The 20,805-nt window shown below is 72.0% G+C and carries 17 protein-coding genes and 1 tRNA gene; 6 read left to right on the forward strand and 12 right to left on the reverse strand.

Annotated features, from left to right (window positions below):
- Positions 1–78: 78 nt before the first annotated feature.
- The 4 genes from K2F47_RS18520 to K2F47_RS18535 form a co-directional block, all read right to left on the reverse strand.
- Positions 79–1,341 (reverse strand): cation:proton antiporter, encoded by a 1,263-nt coding sequence (locus tag K2F47_RS18520; protein WP_242905227.1) that lies wholly within the window; start codon positions 1,339–1,341, stop codon positions 79–81.
- 296 nt (positions 1,342–1,637) lie between these two features.
- Positions 1,638–3,557, reverse strand: coding sequence for a 3-deoxy-7-phosphoheptulonate synthase (locus K2F47_RS18525; RefSeq protein WP_242905229.1), 1,920 nt, complete (start codon positions 3,555–3,557; stop codon positions 1,638–1,640).
- A gap of 57 nt (positions 3,558–3,614) precedes the next feature.
- A complete protein-coding gene (locus K2F47_RS18530) occupies positions 3,615–4,901 on the reverse strand; it encodes a tryptophan 7-halogenase (protein WP_242905231.1) in 1,287 nt (428 codons plus the stop codon).
- Between the two features lie 971 nt (positions 4,902–5,872).
- A tRNA-Arg gene (locus K2F47_RS18535) sits at positions 5,873–5,949 on the reverse strand.
- A 116-nt stretch (positions 5,950–6,065) separates the two neighbouring features.
- Here K2F47_RS18535 and K2F47_RS18540 point away from each other — a divergent pair.
- Genes K2F47_RS18540 through K2F47_RS18550 form a run of 3 tightly spaced genes read left to right on the forward strand, consistent with a single transcriptional unit; the run spans position 6,066 to position 9,248 of the window.
- A complete protein-coding gene (locus K2F47_RS18540; RefSeq protein ID WP_242905233.1) occupies positions 6,066–6,854 on the forward strand; it encodes a phosphotransferase in 789 nt (262 codons plus the stop codon).
- Positions 6,829–7,749: a cobalamin biosynthesis protein gene (locus K2F47_RS18545; RefSeq protein ID WP_242905235.1), complete on the forward strand. Its 921-nt coding sequence runs from the start codon at positions 6,829–6,831 to the stop codon at positions 7,747–7,749. Before K2F47_RS18540 ends, K2F47_RS18545 begins: the two co-directional genes overlap by 26 nt.
- Positions 7,746–9,248 (forward strand): cobyric acid synthase, encoded by a 1,503-nt coding sequence (locus tag K2F47_RS18550; RefSeq protein ID WP_242905237.1) that lies wholly within the window; start codon positions 7,746–7,748, stop codon positions 9,246–9,248. The genes K2F47_RS18545 and K2F47_RS18550 overlap by 4 nt, the downstream gene beginning before the upstream one ends.
- On the opposite strand, the gene K2F47_RS18555 is transcribed toward K2F47_RS18550, so the two are convergent.
- From K2F47_RS18555 to K2F47_RS18570, 4 genes are read right to left on the reverse strand one after another with little or no spacing between them, the layout of a single operon-like run.
- Positions 9,241–10,224, reverse strand: coding sequence for a glycine betaine ABC transporter substrate-binding protein (locus tag K2F47_RS18555; RefSeq protein ID WP_242905238.1), 984 nt, complete (start codon positions 10,222–10,224; stop codon positions 9,241–9,243). The genes K2F47_RS18550 and K2F47_RS18555 overlap by 8 nt on opposite strands.
- On the reverse strand, positions 10,224–11,015 hold the full coding sequence (locus tag K2F47_RS18560; protein WP_242905239.1) for an ABC transporter permease: 792 nt from the start codon (positions 11,013–11,015) through the stop codon (positions 10,224–10,226). Before K2F47_RS18560 ends, K2F47_RS18555 begins: the two co-directional genes overlap by 1 nt.
- Positions 11,012–12,244 carry a betaine/proline/choline family ABC transporter ATP-binding protein gene (locus tag K2F47_RS18565; RefSeq protein ID WP_242905241.1) on the reverse strand — a complete coding sequence of 411 codons (1,233 nt, stop codon included), beginning with the start codon at positions 12,242–12,244 and terminating at the stop codon, positions 11,012–11,014. The genes K2F47_RS18560 and K2F47_RS18565 overlap by 4 nt, the downstream gene beginning before the upstream one ends.
- A complete protein-coding gene (locus K2F47_RS18570; protein ID WP_242905248.1) occupies positions 12,237–12,884 on the reverse strand; it encodes an ABC transporter permease in 648 nt (215 codons plus the stop codon). Before K2F47_RS18570 ends, K2F47_RS18565 begins: the two co-directional genes overlap by 8 nt.
- A 210-nt stretch (positions 12,885–13,094) precedes the next feature.
- Here K2F47_RS18570 and K2F47_RS18575 point away from each other — a divergent pair, with 210 nt between their 5' ends.
- From K2F47_RS18575 to K2F47_RS18585, 3 genes are all read left to right on the forward strand, one after another.
- Positions 13,095–13,766, forward strand: coding sequence for a DUF1444 domain-containing protein (locus tag K2F47_RS18575; RefSeq protein ID WP_242905250.1), 672 nt, complete (start codon positions 13,095–13,097; stop codon positions 13,764–13,766).
- A 73-nt stretch (positions 13,767–13,839) separates the two neighbouring features.
- Positions 13,840–14,481: a LysE family translocator gene (locus tag K2F47_RS18580; RefSeq protein WP_242905252.1), complete on the forward strand. Its 642-nt coding sequence runs from the start codon at positions 13,840–13,842 to the stop codon at positions 14,479–14,481.
- 42 nt (positions 14,482–14,523) lie between these two features.
- The gene (locus K2F47_RS18585) at positions 14,524–15,501 is read left to right on the forward strand and encodes an alpha/beta hydrolase (protein WP_242905254.1); all 978 of its coding nucleotides are present in this window, start codon (positions 14,524–14,526) and stop codon (positions 15,499–15,501) included.
- A gap of 7 nt (positions 15,502–15,508) precedes the next feature.
- Here K2F47_RS18585 and K2F47_RS18590 read toward each other — a convergent pair whose 3' ends face one another.
- The 4 genes from K2F47_RS18590 to K2F47_RS18605 all read right to left on the reverse strand — a co-directional run bounded on the left by K2F47_RS18590 (position 15,509) and on the right by K2F47_RS18605 (position 20,625).
- Entirely contained in the window at positions 15,509–17,290 is a 1,782-nt protein-coding gene (locus K2F47_RS18590) for a serine/threonine-protein kinase (protein WP_242905256.1), read from the reverse strand.
- Positions 17,291–17,383: 93 nt separating this feature from the next.
- The gene (locus K2F47_RS18595) at positions 17,384–18,730 is read right to left on the reverse strand and encodes a protein kinase domain-containing protein (RefSeq protein ID WP_242905265.1); all 1,347 of its coding nucleotides are present in this window, start codon (positions 18,728–18,730) and stop codon (positions 17,384–17,386) included.
- Between the two features lie 120 nt (positions 18,731–18,850).
- Positions 18,851–19,813 (reverse strand): quinone oxidoreductase family protein, encoded by a 963-nt coding sequence (locus K2F47_RS18600; protein WP_242905267.1) that lies wholly within the window; start codon positions 19,811–19,813, stop codon positions 18,851–18,853.
- A 110-nt stretch (positions 19,814–19,923) separates the two neighbouring features.
- Positions 19,924–20,625, reverse strand: a complete 702-nt coding sequence (locus K2F47_RS18605; RefSeq protein ID WP_242905269.1) for a TetR family transcriptional regulator — start codon at positions 20,623–20,625, stop codon at positions 19,924–19,926.
- Positions 20,626–20,805 lie beyond the last annotated feature (180 nt).

The following is a 20,805-nucleotide window of genomic DNA, read 5'->3' on the forward strand; positions in this document are numbered from 1 at the left end:
CGTCGCGCCACAGGCGGGCGTCCGCCCTTCTTGGGCGGGCCGGCGCAGGGGCTGCGGCCAGGTCGCATGAGGTGCACTCTAAGCCTGGAAATTCCCAGGTTCTGGATTAGTGCCGTGATTTTCCTGCGGGTGGTGGTCGGATGGAACCGGAAGATGTGCGTCCGGGGCGCCGGGCGGCAGCCTGTTGAGGAGCACACCGGTCATCGCGGTGGTGACCATGGCCATGACGATCATCGCCGCGTAGATGCCCGTGTCGATCGCGCCGAGCCTGAGGCCGATGGTGAGGAAGACTATCTCGGTGAGGCCGCGGGTGTTCATCAGCGCGGCGAAGGTCATCGCCGCTCTGGGGCACTGACCGCTCCACCGGGCGCCGAGATAGCAACCGCCCATCTTGCCGGCCACGGCCGCGATGACGACGGCGACGGTTTCGCCGGCCAGCCGCACATCGACGTCCGACAGGTCGATCTGCTGTCCGGCCCGCACGAAGTACAGGGGCATCAGCAGCGCGCCGACCGGCCGCAGCAGCCGGAGGGGAGCCTGCTCCCGCCGGCCGGGGTCGGCGGTGGAAGGGGGAGCGAGGACGAGGCCGGCGATGAGCGCCCCGAGCGCGAAGTGCCATCCCGTCCACTCGGTGGCGGCCGAGGACGCGCAGACGATCGCGACCGCCGTGTACTGCCGTGCTCCGCGACGCAGATGGAGGCGGTACAGGGGCCGCACCACCGCGAACATGATCACCAGGTAGGGCGCCCCCAGCACCAGCCGCCAGGGGGAGCCGCCGTGACCGCCCGTCGTGGTGGTCGCGGCGATGACCGCGAGCATCGTCCAGGCGATGGCGTCGGTGAACGTGGCCGCTTGCAGCGCTCGTGTCCCCGCGGGTGAGGAGGTCATCGACCGGTCGTCCAGTATGCGGGCCAGGACGGGCAGCGCCGTGACGGACATGGCGCCCGCGATGAACAGGACGAACGAAGCGGTGCTCCCTGGCGCGTGACGCGGTGCCAGCCCTACGGCCAGCAGCGCTCCCAGTCCGAACGGCGGCACCGTGGCCCCCGCCACGTGTTTGACGACGGAGGACGCTCGCTCGGTTGCGCGGGAGCGGGCCAGCTCGGAGCCGACGCCGTAGAGAAAGATCACGAGTCCGAGTTGGGCGGTGGCGTCGATCAGGGGAGCGAGCTCGTCCGGCGGTCTGTGGGGAAGGCAGGCCGCCAGCCCGGTGAGCAGCGCGCCGCAGAGGATCTCTCCGATGACCCGGGGCTGCCCGACCCGCGCGGCCAAAGCGCCGAAAAGGTTGGCCAACGCGATCAGGGTGGCGAACGCCGCGAGGAACGCGGCCGGCTCGAGCATGGGCGTGCACCTTTCGAGCCCGTGGGTTCGTCGAAGACCGTCCTGGGGGGCGCCGGGCTCCGGCCGATTCGGACCTGCGCCCGGCCGGCGTGGTCATGACCTCGGCGACGGGCCGGTCCCCGCCGCGCCCGGCTGGACCGAATCGCGGTACAGCGGTGAGGTGGACGTCTCCCACGCCCGCCCGACCTGGAGCGGTGCCGAGGAAGCCGAAGCCGGTTGGCGGGGACGGTCCGCCGGCAGGCCCGGGCCGTCCTTCGGCGCAGCGGTGACCAGCGTGTCCGGCCAGGCGGGGTCCGTCACCGCGACGCCTCCCACTCCCAGGCCGCGCGCCCTACGGTCTCCAGCGCCTGGAGGGGGTTGAGCCGAGGATCGCAGGCGGTTCCGTATCGGCGCGGAACCTCCGCGGGCGTTACGCCGACGATCCCGCCGGTGCACTCGGTCACCGAACCGGTGGCGGTCTCCAGATGCAGCCCGCCCGGCCACAGGCCGGACGAACGGCACGTCTCGAAGAAGGCGGTGACCTCGTCGAGCACGGCGTGCAGACCGCGCGTTTTGTGACCCGAGGGCAGTTTCGTCGTGTTGGCGTGCATGGGGTCGCAGCACCAGATCACTTCGTGCTCCTCGGCGCGGACCGCGTCCGCCAGGACGGGAAGCCGCCGGCGAAGGGTCGACGCCCCCATCCTGGTCACGAGCGTGAGCCTGCCGGGAATCCTGCGAGGGTTGACGGTGCGGCAGATCGCCAGCACCTCGTCGCCGGTCGCGTTGGGGCCGATCTTCACTCCGACGGGGTTGGCCACCGATGCCGCGAGGTCCAGATGGGCGCTGCCCGGCTTCCGGGTGCGTTCACCGACCCAGAGCATGTGCCCGGACAGCTCGTAGCGGGTGGCGGTCTCCTCATCGATCCGGATGAGGGGCTCCTCGTAGTCGAAGAGCAGGGCCTCGTGGGAGGTGTAGGTCGTCTTCCAGACGGGCGCCTCCTCCACGAAGAGCAGGACGTGCGAGGCGTCGGTCACCAGCCTGAGCCAGTCCGGGCCGCCGTCGGAGCCCGCGAACTCCTCAAGCGGGGCGAGGGCCTCCCGAATCCATACCCGGTCGATGCCCTGCCGGTCTGCGGCACGCAGGGCGTTCATGGTCGCGCCGGCGTGCAGGTAGGCCGCGATGAGGCGGTTCGGGTCGGGGCGGCGATCGGCCGGGGTCGGCTCCTGCCGGTTGACGGCGTCTCCGCGGTAGGTGGGCAGTGACCGCCCCTCGACCGTTTCCGTCTGTTCGCTGCGCGGCTTGGCGTACTGGCCGGCCATCCGGCCGACCGCGGTGATCGGAAGCCCCGTCCCGTAGGCGAGCACCGCGGCCAGCAGGTGCAGATGCGAGTGGCGGGCCCTGGTCTGGTGCGCCGTCAGCTCGTCGAAGGTCTCCGCGCAGTCGCCCACCTGGAGCAAGAGGGCCTCGCGTGCCGCGACCCGGGCCAGTTCCCGGGCCAGTTCCCTGGTCTCGGCCGGGCAGACCACCCCCGGCAGCCTCGCCAGTTCCTCGCGCACGGCCGCCGCCTGGCGGCGGTCCCAACTCGGCTGCTGCGACACGGACCCGGTCGCCCGCACTGCGGCACCGGCCGCGGACGGGGGAGCTGGCTCGGGGTGGTACGGACCGAACCTCTCCGACGCCGGAACATCCCGGCTCGCGGGGGAGACCAGCGAGGGGTTGAACAGCTCCTTCAGGTACATCAGCGGCTCTCCCGCCCGCATCACCACGTAGACCTTGCACGCCGCCGGTGCGCCGTCGGGTGGCCAGCGATCCAAGCCCGTCTCCACGATCTGGCGGTAGTGCTCGAAGGCGGTCTGCTCCATCGCCGCGCCGATGCCGTCGGCGACGCCGGTGAGCATGACGCTCGCCAGATGTTCGACGTCGTTCCGCATGACGACGCGGTTCAGCGACACGAGTCTCAGGTGCGCGTCGACCAGCGCCGAGCTCCGCTCGATCACCAGACCCTCGTGCGTGGTCGCCAGGGCCGCGCGCACCGCCCGCTCCAAGTCCCTGGCCTGGCCGACCCGCTGGTTCAGCACACGTATCCGGACGGCGTCGGCGTCCTGGCCGGGCAGGAGCGCCTTCAGAAGCCGGGTGGTCGAACCGTCACTCGACAGCAGCATGCGCGTGGCCGGGCTGTCGAACGATGACGGCGGGACCGTCAGCCGTACGTGCTCGCCCGTACCGACCGTGTCCATCTCAGTCGCGCCTCTCCCGTTGCGTATCTCGTCCACCCGCGGCAGTGGTTCGATGGATCAGTGCCGGCCGTCAGGCCGCCGGCGGAGGCCCAGGGCGGGGTCGACCACAAGCTGCAACACCTCGCCGGTGTCGGTGGGCGCGGCCAAGTCGAACGGCACGGAGTGGACGGGATAGAAGTTCAGGCCGCCGGGGGTGGTGCCGGGCTGGTGGGGCGAGTTGACCTGCTCCTCGCGCGCCTGCGCCGCGAACCGGTCCACGACGGCACGTGTCCACCGGTCGTCGCCGGTCAGGTCTCGCAGGTCCGCGAGCCCCGCGGACAGATCGACGAAGTCCCGTACCGAAGGCTCGTCCTCCGCGGAGGAGGCGGAGCCTCGGTTCAGCCGTCGTGCGGTGCGCAGGTAGTACTGGGGATCGGCGCGGCGCTCGTACATGTTGGCGACGAGGGTGAACAGGCGCACGTACGTGCCCCGCAGACCGTACTCGTAGAACTTGCGGGCCTCCTCGTCGGTGACCGTGCCGTCCAGGGTCGACACGATGCACGCACTGGCCAGCATGGCCGAGAACAGGGCGAGGTGGACCCCGGTCGAAAGGAGCGGATCGAGGAAGCAGGCGGCATCGCCGATCAGGTAGTAGCCCGGTCCGCAGAACCGGCCGGCCATGTACGAGTAGTCCTGTTCGATGCGCGTCCTGGCGCAGCGCGAACCCCCGGCCAGCAGTTCGCGGACGGCGGGGACCGCGTCGATCAGGTGCTCAAGGAGCTCGTCGTCGGTGGCGTGGCGGCGGCGCTGTTCGCGGAAGACGTCCCGATGGGTGACGTAGCCGACGCTCCATTGGCCGTTCGCCAGCGGAATGACCCAGAACCATCCGTCCTCGGTCGAGATCGAGTTGATACCGCCCGCCGGTGTCCCCGGCAGGGGCCTCGCCCTGTCCCAGTAGCTCCATATGGCGACGTTCTCGAACGCCTCGTTGCTCTTCCGGTCGTGGTGGTACTGGGCGGAGATCAGGCCCGCGCGGCCTGAGGCGTCGACGAGATAGGAGTACTGGGCCTCGTTGGCGACTCCCTCCGGGTCCGTCCACCGCACCCACGGATGCGCCTCGGAAAGGTCGATGCGCTCGACGCGCGCCCCTTCGAGGACGTTGACGCCCTGCTCTTCGGCGTTGTTCAGAAGTATCGCGTCGAAGGAGGAGCGGTCCACCTGCCATGCGTGGTGGTCCTCCCCGTACATCTCCTTCCAGTCCACCACGGTGTCGACACCGCCCCAGCGGAAGATCGCCCCCCACTTCTTGGTGAAGCCATGGGAGTCGACCGCTCTCTTGGCGCCGCTGAGCTCCAGAATCGGCACGACGGTGGGGAGGAGGGACTCGCCGATGTGGTAGCGCGGGAACCCGGTCCTTTCGAGCAGCGTGACTTTTTTTGCCCGCTTTCGCCAGAAGCGCGGCGGCGGTTGAGCCCGCCGGCCCGCCCCCGGCGACGAGCACACGATCCGAGACCATTAGCACTTCCCTTTCCAAAAATTCCCAAGAAAACGATGGCGAGCCGCTCGGCGAACTCGCCGTATGACGCTGCCGCAAGCAACCGTGCAGCGCATTTATCGCACGTCCGTCCTGTTTGCCTACCGCCTTCCGTCCGCAGTCGAGGCCCTTGCTCGGACGGTGTTCTCCTAGGCGACCGCCATAAACACGAGATCAGAAATTGGTGTTCTTGGGTAGAATGAGGTGCGCTGAATGAGCACGTATCTCCCGTGGCCCGAGTAGGCCCCGGCACGTCCTGCGAGCCGTCGCCCTCGATGGTGCTCCTGCTCTGCTTCTCGCCCCCGTGGCCTGTGTTCTCAGCCGGCTGTCATCTTCCGTGGCGGTCACGGATGCGTGACCGCCCCACGGGGCGTCGCCGGCCACTTTTGGAATGCGTTGGAAACGGGGCCGCGACTTGCGCTCGGCCTCCCGGAGGCGCGACATCGTCCAGGGGTCGGCGGAGCGGACCGACGTTGAGTCCGGGCCCGACGTTGTCGGCGGGCTATGGCGGGGGGCGCGGGTGCCGTTTAGGGCGTGGGGCATGAGGGTTTCGTACATCGCCCACGTCCACACGGCCAGGGCGCTGTGGGCGGGGGAGTAGATCAGGGAGCGCGGGATCTGGACGTGGCCGCGCGGCGCCGCGGTCATCCGGTGCGCCTGGGGCGGGGGTGCCCTTGATCATTCCGCGGATATTCCGTGGGCGGTGGCGTTCGGTGGCGGGCGCTGGCCTGCCGTGGCACACGGTGAGGGGTGGATCGCGGGGTGTTTGGGCAGGTGGGGGTGGTGATCGGGGTGGTGGGGGTGGCGCGCCCGGCAGGATTCGAACCCGCGACCGTCGGTTTAGAAGACCGATGCTCTATCCAGCTGAGCTACGGGCGCTCGGCGGCCCGGGAGGGCGCCGGGTGACAGTGTAAGGGGGGTGGTGGCTGGGCTCCACCTCTAAAACGGTCGTTACGGGCGTTGGTGGTGGCCGGGGGGTCATATCTTGGGGTGCTGTGGCGGTGGACAGGGAGATGCCGCTCTCCGGCGGGGACGTGACGGAGGGCGTGGTGCGGGTCGGGGACACGGTGCGCAGGCCGTTGCGGGCGCACAGTCCGGCGGTGCACGGGTTGCTGCGGCACTTGGAGCTGGTGGGGTTCGAGGCGCCGCGGGTGCTCGGGGTGGACGAGCGGGGGCGGGAGATCCTCAGTTGGGTGCCGGGGGAGGCGGCGTTGCGGCCGCTGGCTCCGCATGTGGTGACGGAGGGGGCGCTGGAGGGGGTGGCGCGGCTGCTGCGGGGATATCACGAGGCCGTCGCGGGCTATGTCGCGCCGGACGGGGCGCCGTGGGAGTCGGAGGCGTCCAACCTGGACGGGGAGCCGGAGATCATCGGGCACTGCGACGTGACGCCGGAGAACGTCGTCTTCCGGGACGGGGTGCCGGTCGCGCTGATCGACTTCGATCTGGCGCGGCCCACGACTCGGTTGTACGACGTGGTGACGGCGTTGCGGCACTGGGGGCCGATCGCGGATCCGGCGGATCGGGACGCGTTGCTCTACCGGGTGGACGTGGGGCGGCGGCTCCGGGTGTTCTGTGACGCGTACGGGCTGGATCGGGAGGAGCGGAGGCAGGTGCTTCCGGCGGCCCGGGTGAGGTTCGAGCGGTCGTACCGGGCGATGGAGTCGAAGGCCCGGCGCGGGGGCGGGTGGGCCCGGATCTGGCAGGGTGGGGCGGGGCCGCGGATCAGGCGGGCCCAGGACTGGTTGGAGCGGCACTGGGATGAACTTGACGCGCGTCTCTCCTGAGGGATTGCTCCTCGGGGTCGGGTTGGACCTTTTGTTGGGTGATCCGAGGCGGGGGCATCCGGTGGCCGGATTCGGCCGCGTCGCCTCTTGGGTGGAGCGGAAGGTTTACAAGGATTCGCGTGGGCGGGGTGTTGTTTTCGTTGGGGTTGTGGTTGGTGGGGCTTTTGGTGCTGGGGTTGTTTTGGGGCGGGTGGGGAAGGGGGAGGTTTCGCGTGTTGTTGTGACCGGGGTTGTTACCTGGGCTGTTCTGGGTGGGACGTCTTTGGGGCGTGAAGGGCTTTTCATGGCCTCGGCGTTGGAGCGGGGTGATGTGGAGGCTGCTCGGGCGCGGTTGTCGCATTTGTGTGCGCGGGATCCCAAGGGGTTGGAGAGCGCGGAGTTGGCGCGGGCGACTGTTGAGTCTGTGGCGGAGAATACGTCCGATGCGGCCATCGCGCCGTTGTTCTGGGGAGCCGTTGCCGGGGTTCCTGGGCTTGTGGTTTATCGGGCCATCAATACGCTTGACGCGATGGTGGGTTATCGGAACCCGCGTTACGAGCGGTTCGGGTGGGCGGCGGCGAGGCTCGACGATGCGGCCAACTGGATTCCGGCGAGGGTGACGGGGGTGCTGACCGTGGTGTACTCGGGGAGCGCGGAGGCGTGGCGGGTCCTGCGGAGGGACGGAGGGAACCATCCGAGTCCCAATGCGGGACGGTGCGAGGCGGCGTTCGCCGGGGCGCTCGGGGTGCGGCTCGGGGGCGCCAATTCGTATGGGGGAGAGGTCGAGCGTCGTCCTGAAATGGGGGACGGGCGTGCTCCCGAGGTGCGGGACGTGCGGCGGGCGGTGCGGTTGTCGAGAAGGGTCGGGCTCGCGGCGGCGGGAATGGCGGCGCTGGTCGCGTGGGGGTTGCAATGAGCGGGGCGCTGCTGGTGGCGGGGACGACGTCCGACGCGGGAAAGAGCGTGGTGACGGCGGGGATCTGCCGTTGGCTGGCGCGGCGGGGAGTCGGGGTCGCGCCGTTCAAGGCGCAGAACATGTCGCTGAACTCGATGGTGACGGTGGACGGCGCGGAGATCGGCCGCGCGCAGTACATGCAGGCGCAGGCGGCGGGGGTGCAGGCCAGGGCCGTGATGAATCCCGTGCTGCTCAAGCCGGGGAGCGATCGGCGCAGTCAGGTCGTCGTGCTGGGACGTCCTGTGGCGGAGGTCGACGCGCTGGGGTACGGGGCCCACAAGGAACGGCTCAGGGGGGTCGTCCAGGAGAGCCTTGCCGAGTTGCGGGACGAGTTCGACGTGGTCGTTTGCGAGGGGGCGGGCAGCCCGGCGGAGATCAATTTGCGGGCCGGGGACATCGTCAACATGGGGCTCGCACGGGCCGCCGACATCCCCGTCGTGGTGGTGGCGGACATCGATCGGGGCGGTGTCTTCGCGTCGCTTTTCGGGACCGTCGCGCTTCTGGAGGAGAAGGATCAGGCGCTTATCGCGGGGTTCGTGATTAACAAGTTTCGCGGGGCGCTGGAGTTGCTGGAGCCCGGGCTGGAGCAGTTGCGGGCGTTGACGGGACGGCCGACGTTCGGTGTCCTGCCTTGGAAACTGGGGTTGTACCTGGATTCGGAGGATACGCTTTCGCTGGACGCGCCGCGCCCGCACGCGAGGGCCCCGTACGGCAGGGAGACGCTGAGGATCGCGGTGGTGCGTTTCCCGAGGATCTCCAATTTCACCGACCTGGACGCGCTGGCGTGCGAGCCCGGGGTGGTGGTGCGCTATGCGGCCAGCCCCGGGGACTTGGCGGACGCGGACCTGGTGATCCTGCCGGGGAGCCGCGCGACCGTAAGCGATCTGGCGTGGCTGCGGGAAAGGGGAATGGCCGACGAGGTGCTGCGCCGGGCCCGGGACGGACGGCCCGTCCTCGGAATCTGCGGCGGATACCAGATGCTCTCCCGGGAGATCGAGGACCCCGTGGAGTCCGGCGCCGGACGGGTCGAGGGGCTCGGGCTGCTTCCGGTGCGGGTCGTGTTCGGCGAGGAGAAGGTGCTCGGGCGGCCGGAAGGGCGCGCGTACGGCGAGGACGTCCGTGCCTATGAGATCCACCATGGGGTCGCGGAAAGCGATGGTGGGGAGCCGTTCCTCGATGGGTGCCGGGAAGGCGTTGTATGGGGGACGACCTGGCATGGCGCTTGGGAGAACGACGGGTTCCGCCGCGCGTTTCTGAGGGAGGTCGCCGAGGTCTCGGGGCGTGATTTCACTCCCGCCCCCGATGTGTCGTTCGCGGCGCTGAGGGAGTCCACCCTGGACGTCCTCGGGGACCTCGTCGAGGAGCATCTCGACACCGAGGCGTTGTGGCGGCTGATCGAGGGCGGGGCTCCGGCGGGCCTGCCGGTGGTCCCTCCTGCGGGGCCCCCGAAGGCTATTTGACCAGGCCCTGGGCGCGCATCCAGTCGCGGGCGACGAACGCCGGGTCCTCGCCGTCCATGTCGACCTTGCTGTTCAGGTCGCGCATCGTGCCCGTGGTCAGCTTCGGGCTGATCCTGGCGAACAGCGCGGTCAGCTCGGGGTGCTCCCGCAGCACCCGTTCCCGGACCATGATCGCCGGGTTGTAGTTGGGGAAGAAGTGCCGCGAGTCCGTCAGCACGGTCAGGCCGTTCGCCTCGATCCGGGCGTCGGTGGAGGTGACCTCGCCGAGCACGCACCGGTTGTCGCTGACGCCCTGGTAGATGACGCCCTCGGTCATCACCCGGAAATTCCGCGCGGGGACGCCCGAGCCATAGGGGATTCCGTATGCCTTCAGCATTCCGCGGATACCGTCGTTCCGGGCGAGGAATTCCGGCGCGATGCAGAACGTCCGCTGCCCGGTGGGGAGTTTCGCGATGTCGGCGAGGTCGCGCAGCCCGTACTTCCGCTGCGCCTCCACCTTGACGGCGAGCGCGTAGGTGTTGTTGTAGGGCGCGGGCGGCGCGAGCCAGGCGATCTTGTTCTTGCGCAGGTCGAGGTCGCGGACGGCGTCGAACTGCGCGCGCGGGTCGATCAGCGGGTCCTCGCGTCCGAGATAGGTGATCCACGCGGTGCCGGTGTACTCCCAGCCGAGGTCGTTCTCGCCGCCGGTGATGGACTTGCGGAAGGTGACGCTGCCCTGCGCGCCCGTGTGGTCGACGACGTCGGCCCCGGCGGCCTTCAGCGCCAGCACCGCGATCTTGCCGAGGATGAGCTGCTCGGTGAACTCCTTGGAGGAGACGCGGATCCTGGCGTCCCGCAGGCCGGGGATCGGCCGGATCGAGCCCGGCTCGACGGCGGGGATGAACGCCGAGGCGGGCTTCAGCCCGCACGCGCCGAGGGCGAGCAGCACCGGGGTCAGCACCGCCGCGAGCGTCCGGCGCGAGACGAGGGACGGCATCACAGTCCCTTCGGCGCGAGGAGGCGGGTCGCCATGCCGCCGAGCCAGTCGATCAGCAGGGCGAGCAGGCCGATGAGGACGCAGCCGGTCAGCAGCACCGGCGTCCGCTGGGTGGTGACGCCGGTGGTGATCATGTCGCCGAGCCCGCCGCCGCTGATGAAGGACGCGATGCTGGCCGTGCCGACCATCAGGACGAGCGTGGTGCGGATACCGGCGAGGATGACGGGAGCGGCGAGCGGCAGTTCGACGCGGCCGAGGACGCGCGCGGGCGACATGCCGATGCCCCGGCCCGCGTCGGTCAGGTCGGGGTCCACCTGCTGGAGGCCGACCATGGTGTTGCGCAGCGCGGGCAGCACCCCGTAGGCGACGAGCGCGACGATCGTCGTCCAGAACCCGATGCCGAGCAGCACCGCGAGCAGCACGACGACGCCGATCGCGGGGGCGGACTGCCCGATGTTGGCGACGGCGAGCACGACCGGCGTGGCCGGACGCGCCCACGCGCGGCTCAGCACGATCCCGAGCGGGACGGCGATCACCAGCACGATCAGCGTGGACACCAGCGTCAGCTCGATATGCTCCCAGGTCCTCTCCCACACGTAGCGGGGCTTGAGGCTGCGCTCCTCGATGCTGTCGAGGTCCGAGGTCTCCACGTACAGCATCCACGCGGCGCCGACGACGAGGACGACCACAGGTTCGAGGAACATCCGCCAGGACCGGCCGGTCGGCGCGTGCAGCGCGGCGGCCGGTTCGTCCGCGCGGGCGGCGGTCTGGAGCTCGGACGGCGCGCTCACGCGTCCGCCGTCCCCTGGCGCCGGGCGCGGGCGCGGTCCTTCATCTCCCGCAGCGCGTTCTGGAGGGTGCCGAGCGTGACGGTGCCCTGGTAGACCTCGCGCGGGCCGACGACCGGAACCCATTCGTGCTCGATCTGGATCAGCCGTTCGAGGGCCTGCTGGAGCGTGAAGCGGGCGCGGATCGGCGTGGCCGTCGCCATGCCGCGGGTGCCGATCGGGCCGGTGACGCCGTCGAGGTCCTCCGGGTGGATCCAGCGGACGGGACGCCGCCGCTCGTCCAGCACGATCGCGAACCCGGTCTCCCCGGCCGCCATCCGCTCCCGGACGTCCGCCGCGTCGTCCTGCGGCGCGGCCTCGGGGACCCGTTGCAGCGGCACGTCCGCGACGCGGCCGACCTGGAGCAGGCGCATCGCCCCGCCGCCGCCGACGAACTGCTCGACGTACGCGTCGGCGGGGCTGAGCAGGATCTCCTTCGGCGTCGCGTACTGCGCGACGCGCGAGCCCTTGTCGAGGATCGCGATCCGGTCGCCGAGCTTGAGGGCCTCGTCGATGTCGTGGGTGACGAAGACGATCGTCTTGCCGAGTTCCTCCTGGAGCCGCAGGAGGGAGTCCTGGAGGTGCTCGCGGGTGATCGGGTCGAGCGCGCCGAACGGCTCGTCCATCAGCATGGCGGGCGGGTCGGCGGCGAGGGCGCGGGCGACGCCGACGCGCTGCTGCTGGCCGCCCGACAGCTCCCTCGGGTAGCGGTCGCGGAACGTCGCCGGGTCCATGTCGACGAGTTCGAGCAGCTCGTCGACGCGGGCGGCGATGCGGTCGCGGTCCCATTTCAGCATCTGCGGGACGAGCCCGACGTTCGTCGCGACCGTCATGTGCGGGAACAGACCGGCGTTCTGGATGACGTACCCGATATGGCGGCGCAGCTCGGTCGGGTCCAGGCCGTGCGCGTCGCGCCCGGCCACGATGATCTTGCCGGAGGTCGGCTCGATCAGCCGGTTGATCAGCCGCATCATCGTGGTCTTGCCGCTGCCGGACGGGCCGAGCAGCACGACGATCTCGCCGCCGGGGATCGTCATCGTGACGTCGTCCACGGCGGGCGTCCGCTGGCCGGGGTAGCGCTTGGTGACGTTGATCAGCTCGATTCCGCGCGCGTTGTCGGCGACGGGAGCGGACGGAGGGGCGGCGGCCGCGGTGGCGCCGCCGGGCGCGGGGTCGGACGCGGCGTCAGACACGGATGCCTCTCGGGGTGGTCAGGCGGCCGATCAGCATGAAGCAGCCGTCGAACAGCAGGGCGAGGAGGACGATGCCGAGCGTCCCGGCGAGCGTCATGTTGATCGCGTTCGCGCCGCCGAGCCGGGCGAGGCCGGCGAAGATCTGCTCGCCGAGCCCGGGGCCGTTGACGTAGGCGGCGATGGCGCCGATGCCCATGGCGAGCTGGGTGCTGACGCGCGCGCCGGTCAGGATCACCGGCCAGGCGAGCGGCAGCTCGATCCGCAGCAGGATCGCGGCGCGGGTCATGCCGATGCCGCGCGCCGCGTCCACGAGCGTGCGGTCGACCCCGGCGAGCCCGACGATCGTGTTCCGGACGATCGGCAGCAGCGAGTACAGCGTCAGCGCGACCACGCTCGGCGCCACCCCGAGCCCGAGCGGGGTGATGAGCAGGCCCAGCAGGGCGAGGGAGGGGACGGTGAAGAAGACCCCGGCGGCGCTGGTCGCGAACGCCGACAGCCGCGCGCTCCGGTAGACGGCGACACCGATCAGGACCCCGAGGACGAGCGCGACCAGGACGGTCTGGAAGACCATGCTGGCGTGCTGCCAGGTCTCGAAGAAGAGCCGCTCCCGCCGGCTGCCCAGATACTCCCAGAAACTCACGGTTCCCTCCGGGGAGATCATTACCCCCTCCCCACCACGGAACACCCAAGCGCGGGTCACGGATTCGGCGTGCGGACCCGTCGCGGCGGTAGTGTGATCCACTCTGGAAGGCGCGCGGGGCCAGTGCCAGCGGTCGTGTGAACACGGTCCTGCGACACCGCGCGCAGGCCGTCCGGAACGTCGTGCGGAAGCCATCAGGAGGAACGCCCCGTGACCGAGCCGCGGTCCAGTCTCATCGTCCCGCTGATGAAGGCCCGGGTGCCCGCCGAGGTCCAGCTGGAGTTCCCGCTGCCGCCGGAGGAGGAGCCGGTCCGCGACCCGTTCGCCGGTGACCTATATGTCACCTATGCGCTGGAGGTCGCGGACGAGGCCGCCCCGCTCGGCCGCCGCTACGAACATGTGGCGCGGCGGCACTGCGCGGAGCTCGGCGTGGTGGCGGACGAGCTGCGCCGGCTCGCGACGATCAACCTGCGGAACCGGCGTCCCGACCTGAGCCTGAGCTGGTATCCCGACGTCCGCGCGGTGACCGTGACGCTCGGCGACGGCGGCGGCCCCGCCGCTGCCGCGGGTGCCCAGGGCGGGCGGCGGGCGCGGCGCGGCGGCCTGGAGGCGGCCCTGCTGCTGGACGAGGGCTTCCTGGAGAAGCTCGCGCAGGACGTGGACGGCGACCTCGTCGTCGCGGCGCCCGCGCGGGACGTGTTCGTCGCGTCCGGTACCGGACATCCCGACGGCGTCGACAAGCTCCGCTGGGCCGTCGCGCAGGTGTGGGCGCAGGACCGGGGCGACGGCGCCGATCCCGCGTGGGACGTCCCCGCCGGGAGCCTGCTCACGCACGAGCTGATGGTGCGGCGCGGCGGAACCTGGAACACCCTGACCGCCTGACGCGCGACTGACCACCCGGCGGCGCGGAAAAATAGGTGGGAAACGGGCGGGACCGCCGCATAGCGTGCGGGCCATGGTGTCGACGCAGCAACTCCTGGCCTTCGCCGCGATGGCGCTGGCCATCATCGTGATCCCCGGTCCCACGGTGCTGTTCGTGGTGGGACGCGCGCTCGCGCACGGCCGCGCCACGGCAATGACCAGCGTGGTCGGCAACGAGCTCGGCGTCGTCGCGCTGACGGCGGCGGTCGCGTTCGGGGTCGGCTCGATCGTGGAACGCTCCCTCATCGTGTTCACGACGTTGAAGCTCGCGGGCGCGGCCTACATCGTCTACCTCGGAGTGCAGGCGTTCCGGCACCGGCACGCCCTGCACGAGGCGATCGGCCAGCCCGCCGCGCCCGACCCGGGACGCGCCAGGGAGCTGTGGCAGGGCTTCGTGGTCGGCGTGACCAACCCCAAGACCACGGTGTTCTTCGCCGCCGTCCTGCCCCAGTTCGTCGACCGCGACCTCGGGCACGTCCCGTTGCAGATGATGGTGTTCGGGCTGGTCTTCGCCGTGCTCGCGCTGCTGTGCGACAGCGTCTGGGGCCTCGCGGCGGGGACGGCGCGGGCCTGGTTCGCCCGCTCGCCCCGGCGGCTGGCGGCGGTCGGCGGCACCGGCGGCCTCATGATGATCGGCCTCGGCTTCGCGATCGCGACGACCGGCCGCAAGGACTGAGGAGCCCTCTACGCTGGTCCCGGACGGAGAAGGGGTCGGAACGTGATTCCAGACGCTGTGCCAGCCGCCAAGCCGGACGTGCTCGGGGACGGCTACGAGGCGATCGAACTGCCGATGGGCCGCGACGCCGAGGGCGAGGTCGTGGCGACGCTCGTCCGGCGGCGCGGCGCCGGGGCGTCCCGCGACCGCGCGGTGCTCTACCTGCACGGGTTCGTCGACTACTTCTTCCAGCGGCACCTGGCCGACTTCTACGTCGACCTCGGCTTCGACTTCTACGCGCTCGACCTGCGCAAGTACGGGCGGTCGCTGCGTCCGCACCAGACGCCGAACCTCATCGGCAGCCTGTCGGAGTACTTCCCGGAGATCGACGAGGCCGTCCGGATCGTCCGGGAGGTGGACGGGCACGGCACGCTGCTGCTGAACGGCCACTCGACCGGCGGGCTGATCGCCGCGCTGTGGGCCGACCGGGTACGCGGCCAGGGTCTCGTGGACGGCCTGTTCCTCAACAGCCCGTTCCTGGACCTCCCCGAGCCGCTCGTCACGCGCAAGCTCGGCGCGGGTCTGGCGCGGGCGCTGCGCTCCCGGTTCCCGAAGGCGCCGCTGCCCGCGAAGGTGTCCGACCTGTATCCGCGCAGCCTCCACCGCGATCACGACGGCGAGTGGGAGTTCGACCTGGAGTGGAAGCCGCTGCTCGGGTTCCCGGTGCGGGCGGCGTGGCTCGCGGCGGTGCGGCGCGGGCAGCTCCGCCTGCACCGGGGCCTCGACCTGGACGTGCCGGTGCTGGTGATGGCCTCGGCGCGCAGCGTCCGGCCGACGCGCCGGGCGCCGGACGTGACGGGCGCCGACGCCGTCCTGGACGTCGAGCACATGGCCCGCTGGGCGCCGCGGCTCGGCCGGACGGTCACGCTCGTCCGGATCGACGGGGGCCTGCACGACCTGGTGCTGTCCGCCGAGCCCGTGCGGGCGCGGGTGTTCGAGGAGCTGGCCCGCTGGACGAACGGCTACCTTCCCGCGCGCTGACGCGGCCCTAACCCAGGATCTTCGACATGTCGAAGTCGTCGAAGTCGGCCACGATCTGCTGCGCCGGGTTGCCGCCGCGCTCGACCGCGATCCCGGTCCACCCGGCGCCGAGCGGACGGTCGGTGTCGGTCGCGTCGATGACCCGCGCGCCGTTGACCCAGAGCCGCAGGCGCACCCGCTTGCCGCCGCCCTGGCTCTCGCAGGCGATCTGGACCTTGTTCGGCCCGCCGCGCCGGAACCCCGGGACGGAGTCGGGGGCCGCCAGCTCCTTCGCGCCCTGGCTGCCGTTGGCCTTGCGGAGCTGCGCGCCCTTGCCGTCGTTGCGGACGAGGAAGGCGTACCCGCGCTCGCCGTTGTCGTTCGCGCGGCAGAGCAGCCCGAAGCGGCTCTCGGGCGCCCCCTGGAGCACGCCGACCGTGGCGGTGGCGAGCACCGGGTCGGGGATCTCCTCCGCCTTCTCGGTCGGCACCCACTGCTCGCGGGCGTCGCTGCCCGCGTCGGTCTCCATCCGGTACTTGCCGTCCTTGTAGCCGTTCTGGCTGGTGAAGGGGCCGCCGCTCCAGCCGGATTCGGTCCGGGAGAAGTCGTCGCTGAACACGGTGGCGAGCCTGCCGGGCGGGCCGTCCGAGCCGCGGAGGCTGAACCCGACGACCGCGAGGACGGCCACCACCACGACGCCGACCGCGCCGCCGGCGATCAGCGGCCGGCGCGGCAGCCGCCGCGTCCGCGACCCGCCGGGGTCCCCTCCCGGAGCCGGGGGCGCGTCGCTGCGCGTCGTGTCGGGGCCGAGCAGGGCGGTGGCGGTGGCGGTCGCGGTGGCCGGCGCGGGCGTGCCCCCCGAGCCCGCCGAGCCCGCCGAGCCCGCCGAGCCCGCCGAGCCCGCCGCGGACGCCGACGAGGCGCCCGTGCCGCCGTGCCAGCTCGCCTGGACGGTCTCGGCCAGCTCGGCCGGGTCGGCCTGCCGGTGTCCGACGAGCCGTCCGAGCAGGTCCTGCACGGACGGGCGGCGCCGCGGGTCCTTGTCGAGCGCGGCGGCGACGACGTCCCGCAGCGCCGGGTCGAGGCCGTCCAGCTTCGGCTCGCCGTGCGCGACCCGGTAGAAGATCTCCGGGACGGTGTTCCCGGCGAACGGCGCGGTGCCCGTCCCGGCGTAGGCGACGACGCAGGCCCAGGAGAACACGTCGGACGCGGGCGTCACCGGCTCGCCGCGCAGCAGTTCGGGCGGCAGGTAGTTCGGGGTGCCGACGAACTGGCCGGTGCGGGTCGGTCCCTCGGCCGCGTCCAGCGCGCGGGCGATGCCGAAGTCGATGACGCGGGGGCCAGTGGCCGACAGCAGCACGTTCGCGGGCTTGAGGTCGCGGTGCACGATCCCGGCGCCGTGGATGGCGGCGAGCGCGGTCGCGACGCCGACCGCGAGGCCCTCCAGGTCGGAGCCGGGCAGCGGGCCGCGCTCGGCGACCGCGCGCTCCAGGCTCGGGCCCTCGATGTACTCGGTGACGACGTACAGCGGGTCGCGGTCGAGCTCGGCGTCCAGCACCGGCGCGGTGCAGAACCGCCGGACCTGTCCGGCGGCGGTCACCTCGCGCCGGAACCGCTCCCGGAACGCGCCCTCCCCGGCCAGCTCCCGGTTGATCACCTTGACCGCGACGCGGCGTCCGGTCCGGTCCTCGCCCAGGTAGACGGTGCCCATGCCGCCGCGCCCGAGCCGCCCGAGCAGCCGGTACGGGCCGACCTCCTCGGGGTCGAGGGGGCTCAGCGCCTCGCCGTGGTCTCCTGCGCGCGTGGTCATGGTGATCCTGGGAAATCGGGGGGCTTGTATCCGATGAAACCCTAGCGGGCCCCAGGAAACGAGAGGTTCGAGACGGCGAGGTCAGCGGCGAGGTCAGCGGCGCGCGCGCCGCGCCCGGGGGAGCGTCCGGAACGGCGGCAGCGTCTCGCCGGTGAGCCCGAACGCGTACGCCACGACCCGGCTCGACCAGCGCTGGCAGCCGACGACGAGCCGGTAGAGCGCGCGCGGGTAGGCGCCGGTGAACGGGATGAGCAGGCAGCTCGGCACCATCACGATCACCAGCAGCGCGTACATGACGAGCATGACGAACAGGTGCGGGATGACGAGCACGCCGCGCAGGAGGCTGAACCAGCGCTTCGGGCCGCGCCACGCCTCGGGGTAGGGCAGGTCGACGAGCACGGTCTGGTCGTCCAGCGCGAGCGCCGGGGGCCGGGGCTCGGCGGCGGGCGGCTCACCGGTGATCGCGTCGGACGTCGTGCGCGGCGGCGGGACGCTCGCGGCGGGCGCCGGGTTCGCGCCGTTCCCGGCGCCGGTCCCGGTACCGTTCCGGGCACCGCGGTCGCGTTCCTCGCGGTGCCAGGTCGCCGACACCGACTCGGCGACCTGCTCCGGGTCGGCCTCCTCCTGCCCGACGAGCCGCGCGAGCAGCGCCCGCGCCGTCGGACGCGCGGCCGGGTCCTTCGCGAGCGCCGCCGCGACGAGCGCGCGGAGCCGGGGGTCGAGGCCCTCCAGCACCGGCTCGGCCGTCCCGATCCGCTCGAACGTCTCCGCGACCGTCTTCCCGAGGAACGGCGGGCGTCCCGTCCCGGCGTAGGCGACGACGCAGGCCCAGGAGAACACGTCCGACGCCTGCTCGACCGGGTCGCCGTGCAGCACCTCCGGCGCGATGTAGGCGGGCGTGCCGACGAACTGGCCGGTGCGGGTGGGGCCGTCCGGGGCGTCCAGCGCGCGGGCGATGCCGAAGTCGATGACGCGCGGGCCGGTGGAGGACAGCAGCACGTTGGACGGCTTGAGGTCGCGGTGCACGATCCCGGCGCCGTGGATGGCGGCGAGGGCGGTCGCGACGCCGACTGCGAGACCCTCCAGGTCCGAGCCGGGCAGCGGGCCGCGCTCCAGCACGGCCTTCTCCAGGCTCGGCCCGTCGATGTACTCGGTGACGATGTAGGGCGGGTCCTGGTCGAGCTCGGCGTCCAGCACCGGCGCCGTGCAGAACCGGTGGACGCGGCGCGCTGCGGTGACCTCGCGGCGGAACCGGGCGAGGAACTCCGGCTCGCCCGCCAGCTCCCGGTTCACCACCTTCACCGCGACCCTGCGGCCGGTGGACTCGGCGGCGAGGTAGACCGTTCCCATCCCGCCCCGCCCGAGCCGTCCGAGGAGGCGGTAGGGGCCGAGGACGCGGGGTTCGTCGTGCTCGAGCGGTCCGGCGGCGTAGGTCGTCATGGGTGCTCGGGCTCCTTGATGATCTGTCTCTCCCGCGCACAGCCTAAGGTAGCCCGGGCCCCCGTTCCCCCGAAAGGGAGATCAGGGGCGGCCACCTCCGGGCGATGGTGCGGGGCCGATTCAGGGGATCAGCAAGAGCTTGCCGGTGGTCCGGCGGGCCTCCAGGTCGGCGTGCGCGGTGCCCGCCTCGCCGAGGTCGTAGCGGTGCCCGACGTGGACGTTCAGGTCGCCCGACGCGACCCACCCGTACACGGCGGCGGCGCGTTCGAGCAGCTCCTCGCGTTCGACTGTGTAGTCCACGAGCGTCGGACGGGTCAGGAACACCGAACCGGCCGGGTTGAGCCGCTGCGGGTCGAACGGCGGCACCTTCCCGCCCGCCGCGCCGTACAGCGCGAGGACGCCGCGCCGCCGCAGGCTCGCGAGGCTCCCGTCGAAGGTGGGGGCGCCGACGCCGTCGTAGACCGCCGCGACGCCCTCGCCGCCGGTCAGCTCACGGACCCGGTCGGCGAAGCCGTCGTAGCCGAGCACCTCGTCGGCGCCCGCGTCCCGCGCGAGCTTCTCCTTCTCCGCGGTGGACGCCGTCCCGATCACCCGGGCGCCGAGCGCCTTCGCGACCTGGGTGAGCAGCAGTCCCATCCCGCCCGCCGCCGCGTGCACGAGGACGGTGTCGCCCGGCCGGACCTCGTACGTCGAGTGCGTCAGGTAGTGCGCGGTCATGCCCTGGAGCAGGGTGGCCGCCGCGTCGTCCAGGCTCACCGCGTCCGGGACGGGGACGAGCCGCTCGGCCGGGACCGCGGCCCGCGCCGCATAGGCGCCGGGCACGTTCGCCCAGGCCACGCGGTCGCCCACGGCGAGGCCGGTGACGCCCTCGCCGAGCGCGGCGACGGTGCCCGCGGCCTCCACGCCCGGGACGGCCGGGAGGTCCAGCGGGTAGGCGCCCGTGCGGTAGTACACGTCGATGAAGTTGACCCCGCTCGCCGCGACGTCCACCAGCGCCTCGCCCGGCCCGGGGACCGGGTCCGGCCGCTCCGCCTCCCGCAGGACCTCCGGCCCGCCGGTCTCGGTCACGACGATCGCACGCATACCCACTCCTCAGTTCCTATTTTCAGCGGCAACCCGGCATGCTGACCAGCTATTCCGGCCGGATCCCCTTATCTCCGACCAGGCCCGCGCCATTCACGGGCCGTTTCCGGTCACGCCCATTCGCGCATGGTCGCGACGGCGAGCGCGAGGGACTCCTCGACCCGCGCCGCGACCGTCTCCGGGTCCCAGATATCGTGCCGCGCGCAGTCCTCGAAGGCCACCCGCGCCGCCGCCGTGTGGAACGCGACGACGAAATGGGGCCGCAGGTCGCGCGCGGGGTCCAGGCCCTCGCGGCGGGCGATCTCGGCGGCGAGGGTCTTCTCCGCCGCCGAGTAGCGGGCCGTCTGCGCGGCCTCCAGCGCGGGCGTCGACTCCAGCACCTGCCGGATGCGGCGGAACCGGGCGCTGTCGCCGCCGCCGGCGGCCACGCTCGTCCACAGCACCACCCGCAGCGACTCCAGCAGGGCGGTGAACGGCCGCTCGTGCGCCGGACGCGCGGCGAGCGCGTCCGCCATCAGCTTGTCGTACTCGCTGAGGAACGCGGTGACCACGTCCTCCTTGGTGGCGAAGTAGCGGAAGAACGTCCGCTGCGACACCTCCACCGCCGCGACGATCTCGTCGATCGTCGTCGCGTCGTAGCCCTTCTCCAGGAACAGGTCCAGGGCGGCGTCGATGAGCGCCAGCCGCGTCCGCCGCTTCTTGCGCTCGCGCAGGCCGGTGATCGCGGGGCCGAGCTCCGCCGGGCAGGGGAGCGCCGGGCGGCGGGCGCCGTCCGCCGGATCGGGCACGTCGCCGTCGGGGGCGGCGGTCATCGCTGGCTCCTTCGACCTGTCGCGGACGCCGGGCCGCGCGGGCCCGTCCTCGTCTCCGTCACCTCGTTCCCCTGGCTTCTATCATGACGCCGATTCCGGTGCCGGAGGCGGGTTCCGGCGTGTGACGAACCCCGCGCGCGGACCGCCGGGAAGGCCGAAGGGAAGGCCTCGGGGAAGGGC

The organism is Actinomadura terrae, from assembly GCF_022751215.1.
GTDB lineage: Bacteria > Actinomycetota > Actinomycetes > Streptosporangiales > Streptosporangiaceae > Spirillospora > Spirillospora terrae.

Excerpts from the sequence above, each read along its gene's own strand:
- K2F47_RS18590 (WP_242905256.1), bottom strand. The coding sequence starts at position 17,290 with ATGACCACGCGCGCAGGAGACCACGGCGAGGCGCTGAGCCCCCTCGAC.
- K2F47_RS18605 (WP_242905269.1), bottom strand. The coding sequence starts at position 20,625 with ATGACCGCCGCCCCCGACGGCGACGTGCCCGATCCGGCGGACGGCGCC.
- K2F47_RS18580 (WP_242905252.1), top strand. The coding sequence starts at position 13,840 with ATGGTGTCGACGCAGCAACTCCTGGCCTTCGCCGCGATGGCGCTGGCC.
- K2F47_RS18600 (WP_242905267.1), bottom strand. The coding sequence starts at position 19,813 with ATGCGTGCGATCGTCGTGACCGAGACCGGCGGGCCGGAGGTCCTGCGG.
- K2F47_RS18595 (WP_242905265.1), bottom strand. The coding sequence starts at position 18,730 with ATGACGACCTACGCCGCCGGACCGCTCGAGCACGACGAACCCCGCGTC.
- K2F47_RS18550 (WP_242905237.1), top strand. The coding sequence starts at position 7,746 with ATGAGCGGGGCGCTGCTGGTGGCGGGGACGACGTCCGACGCGGGAAAG.
- K2F47_RS18525 (WP_242905229.1), bottom strand. The coding sequence starts at position 3,557 with ATGGACACGGTCGGTACGGGCGAGCACGTACGGCTGACGGTCCCGCCG.
- K2F47_RS18520 (WP_242905227.1), bottom strand. The coding sequence starts at position 1,341 with ATGCTCGAGCCGGCCGCGTTCCTCGCGGCGTTCGCCACCCTGATCGCG.
- K2F47_RS18545 (WP_242905235.1), top strand. The coding sequence starts at position 6,829 with ATGAACTTGACGCGCGTCTCTCCTGAGGGATTGCTCCTCGGGGTCGGG.
- K2F47_RS18555 (WP_242905238.1), bottom strand. The coding sequence starts at position 10,224 with ATGCCGTCCCTCGTCTCGCGCCGGACGCTCGCGGCGGTGCTGACCCCG.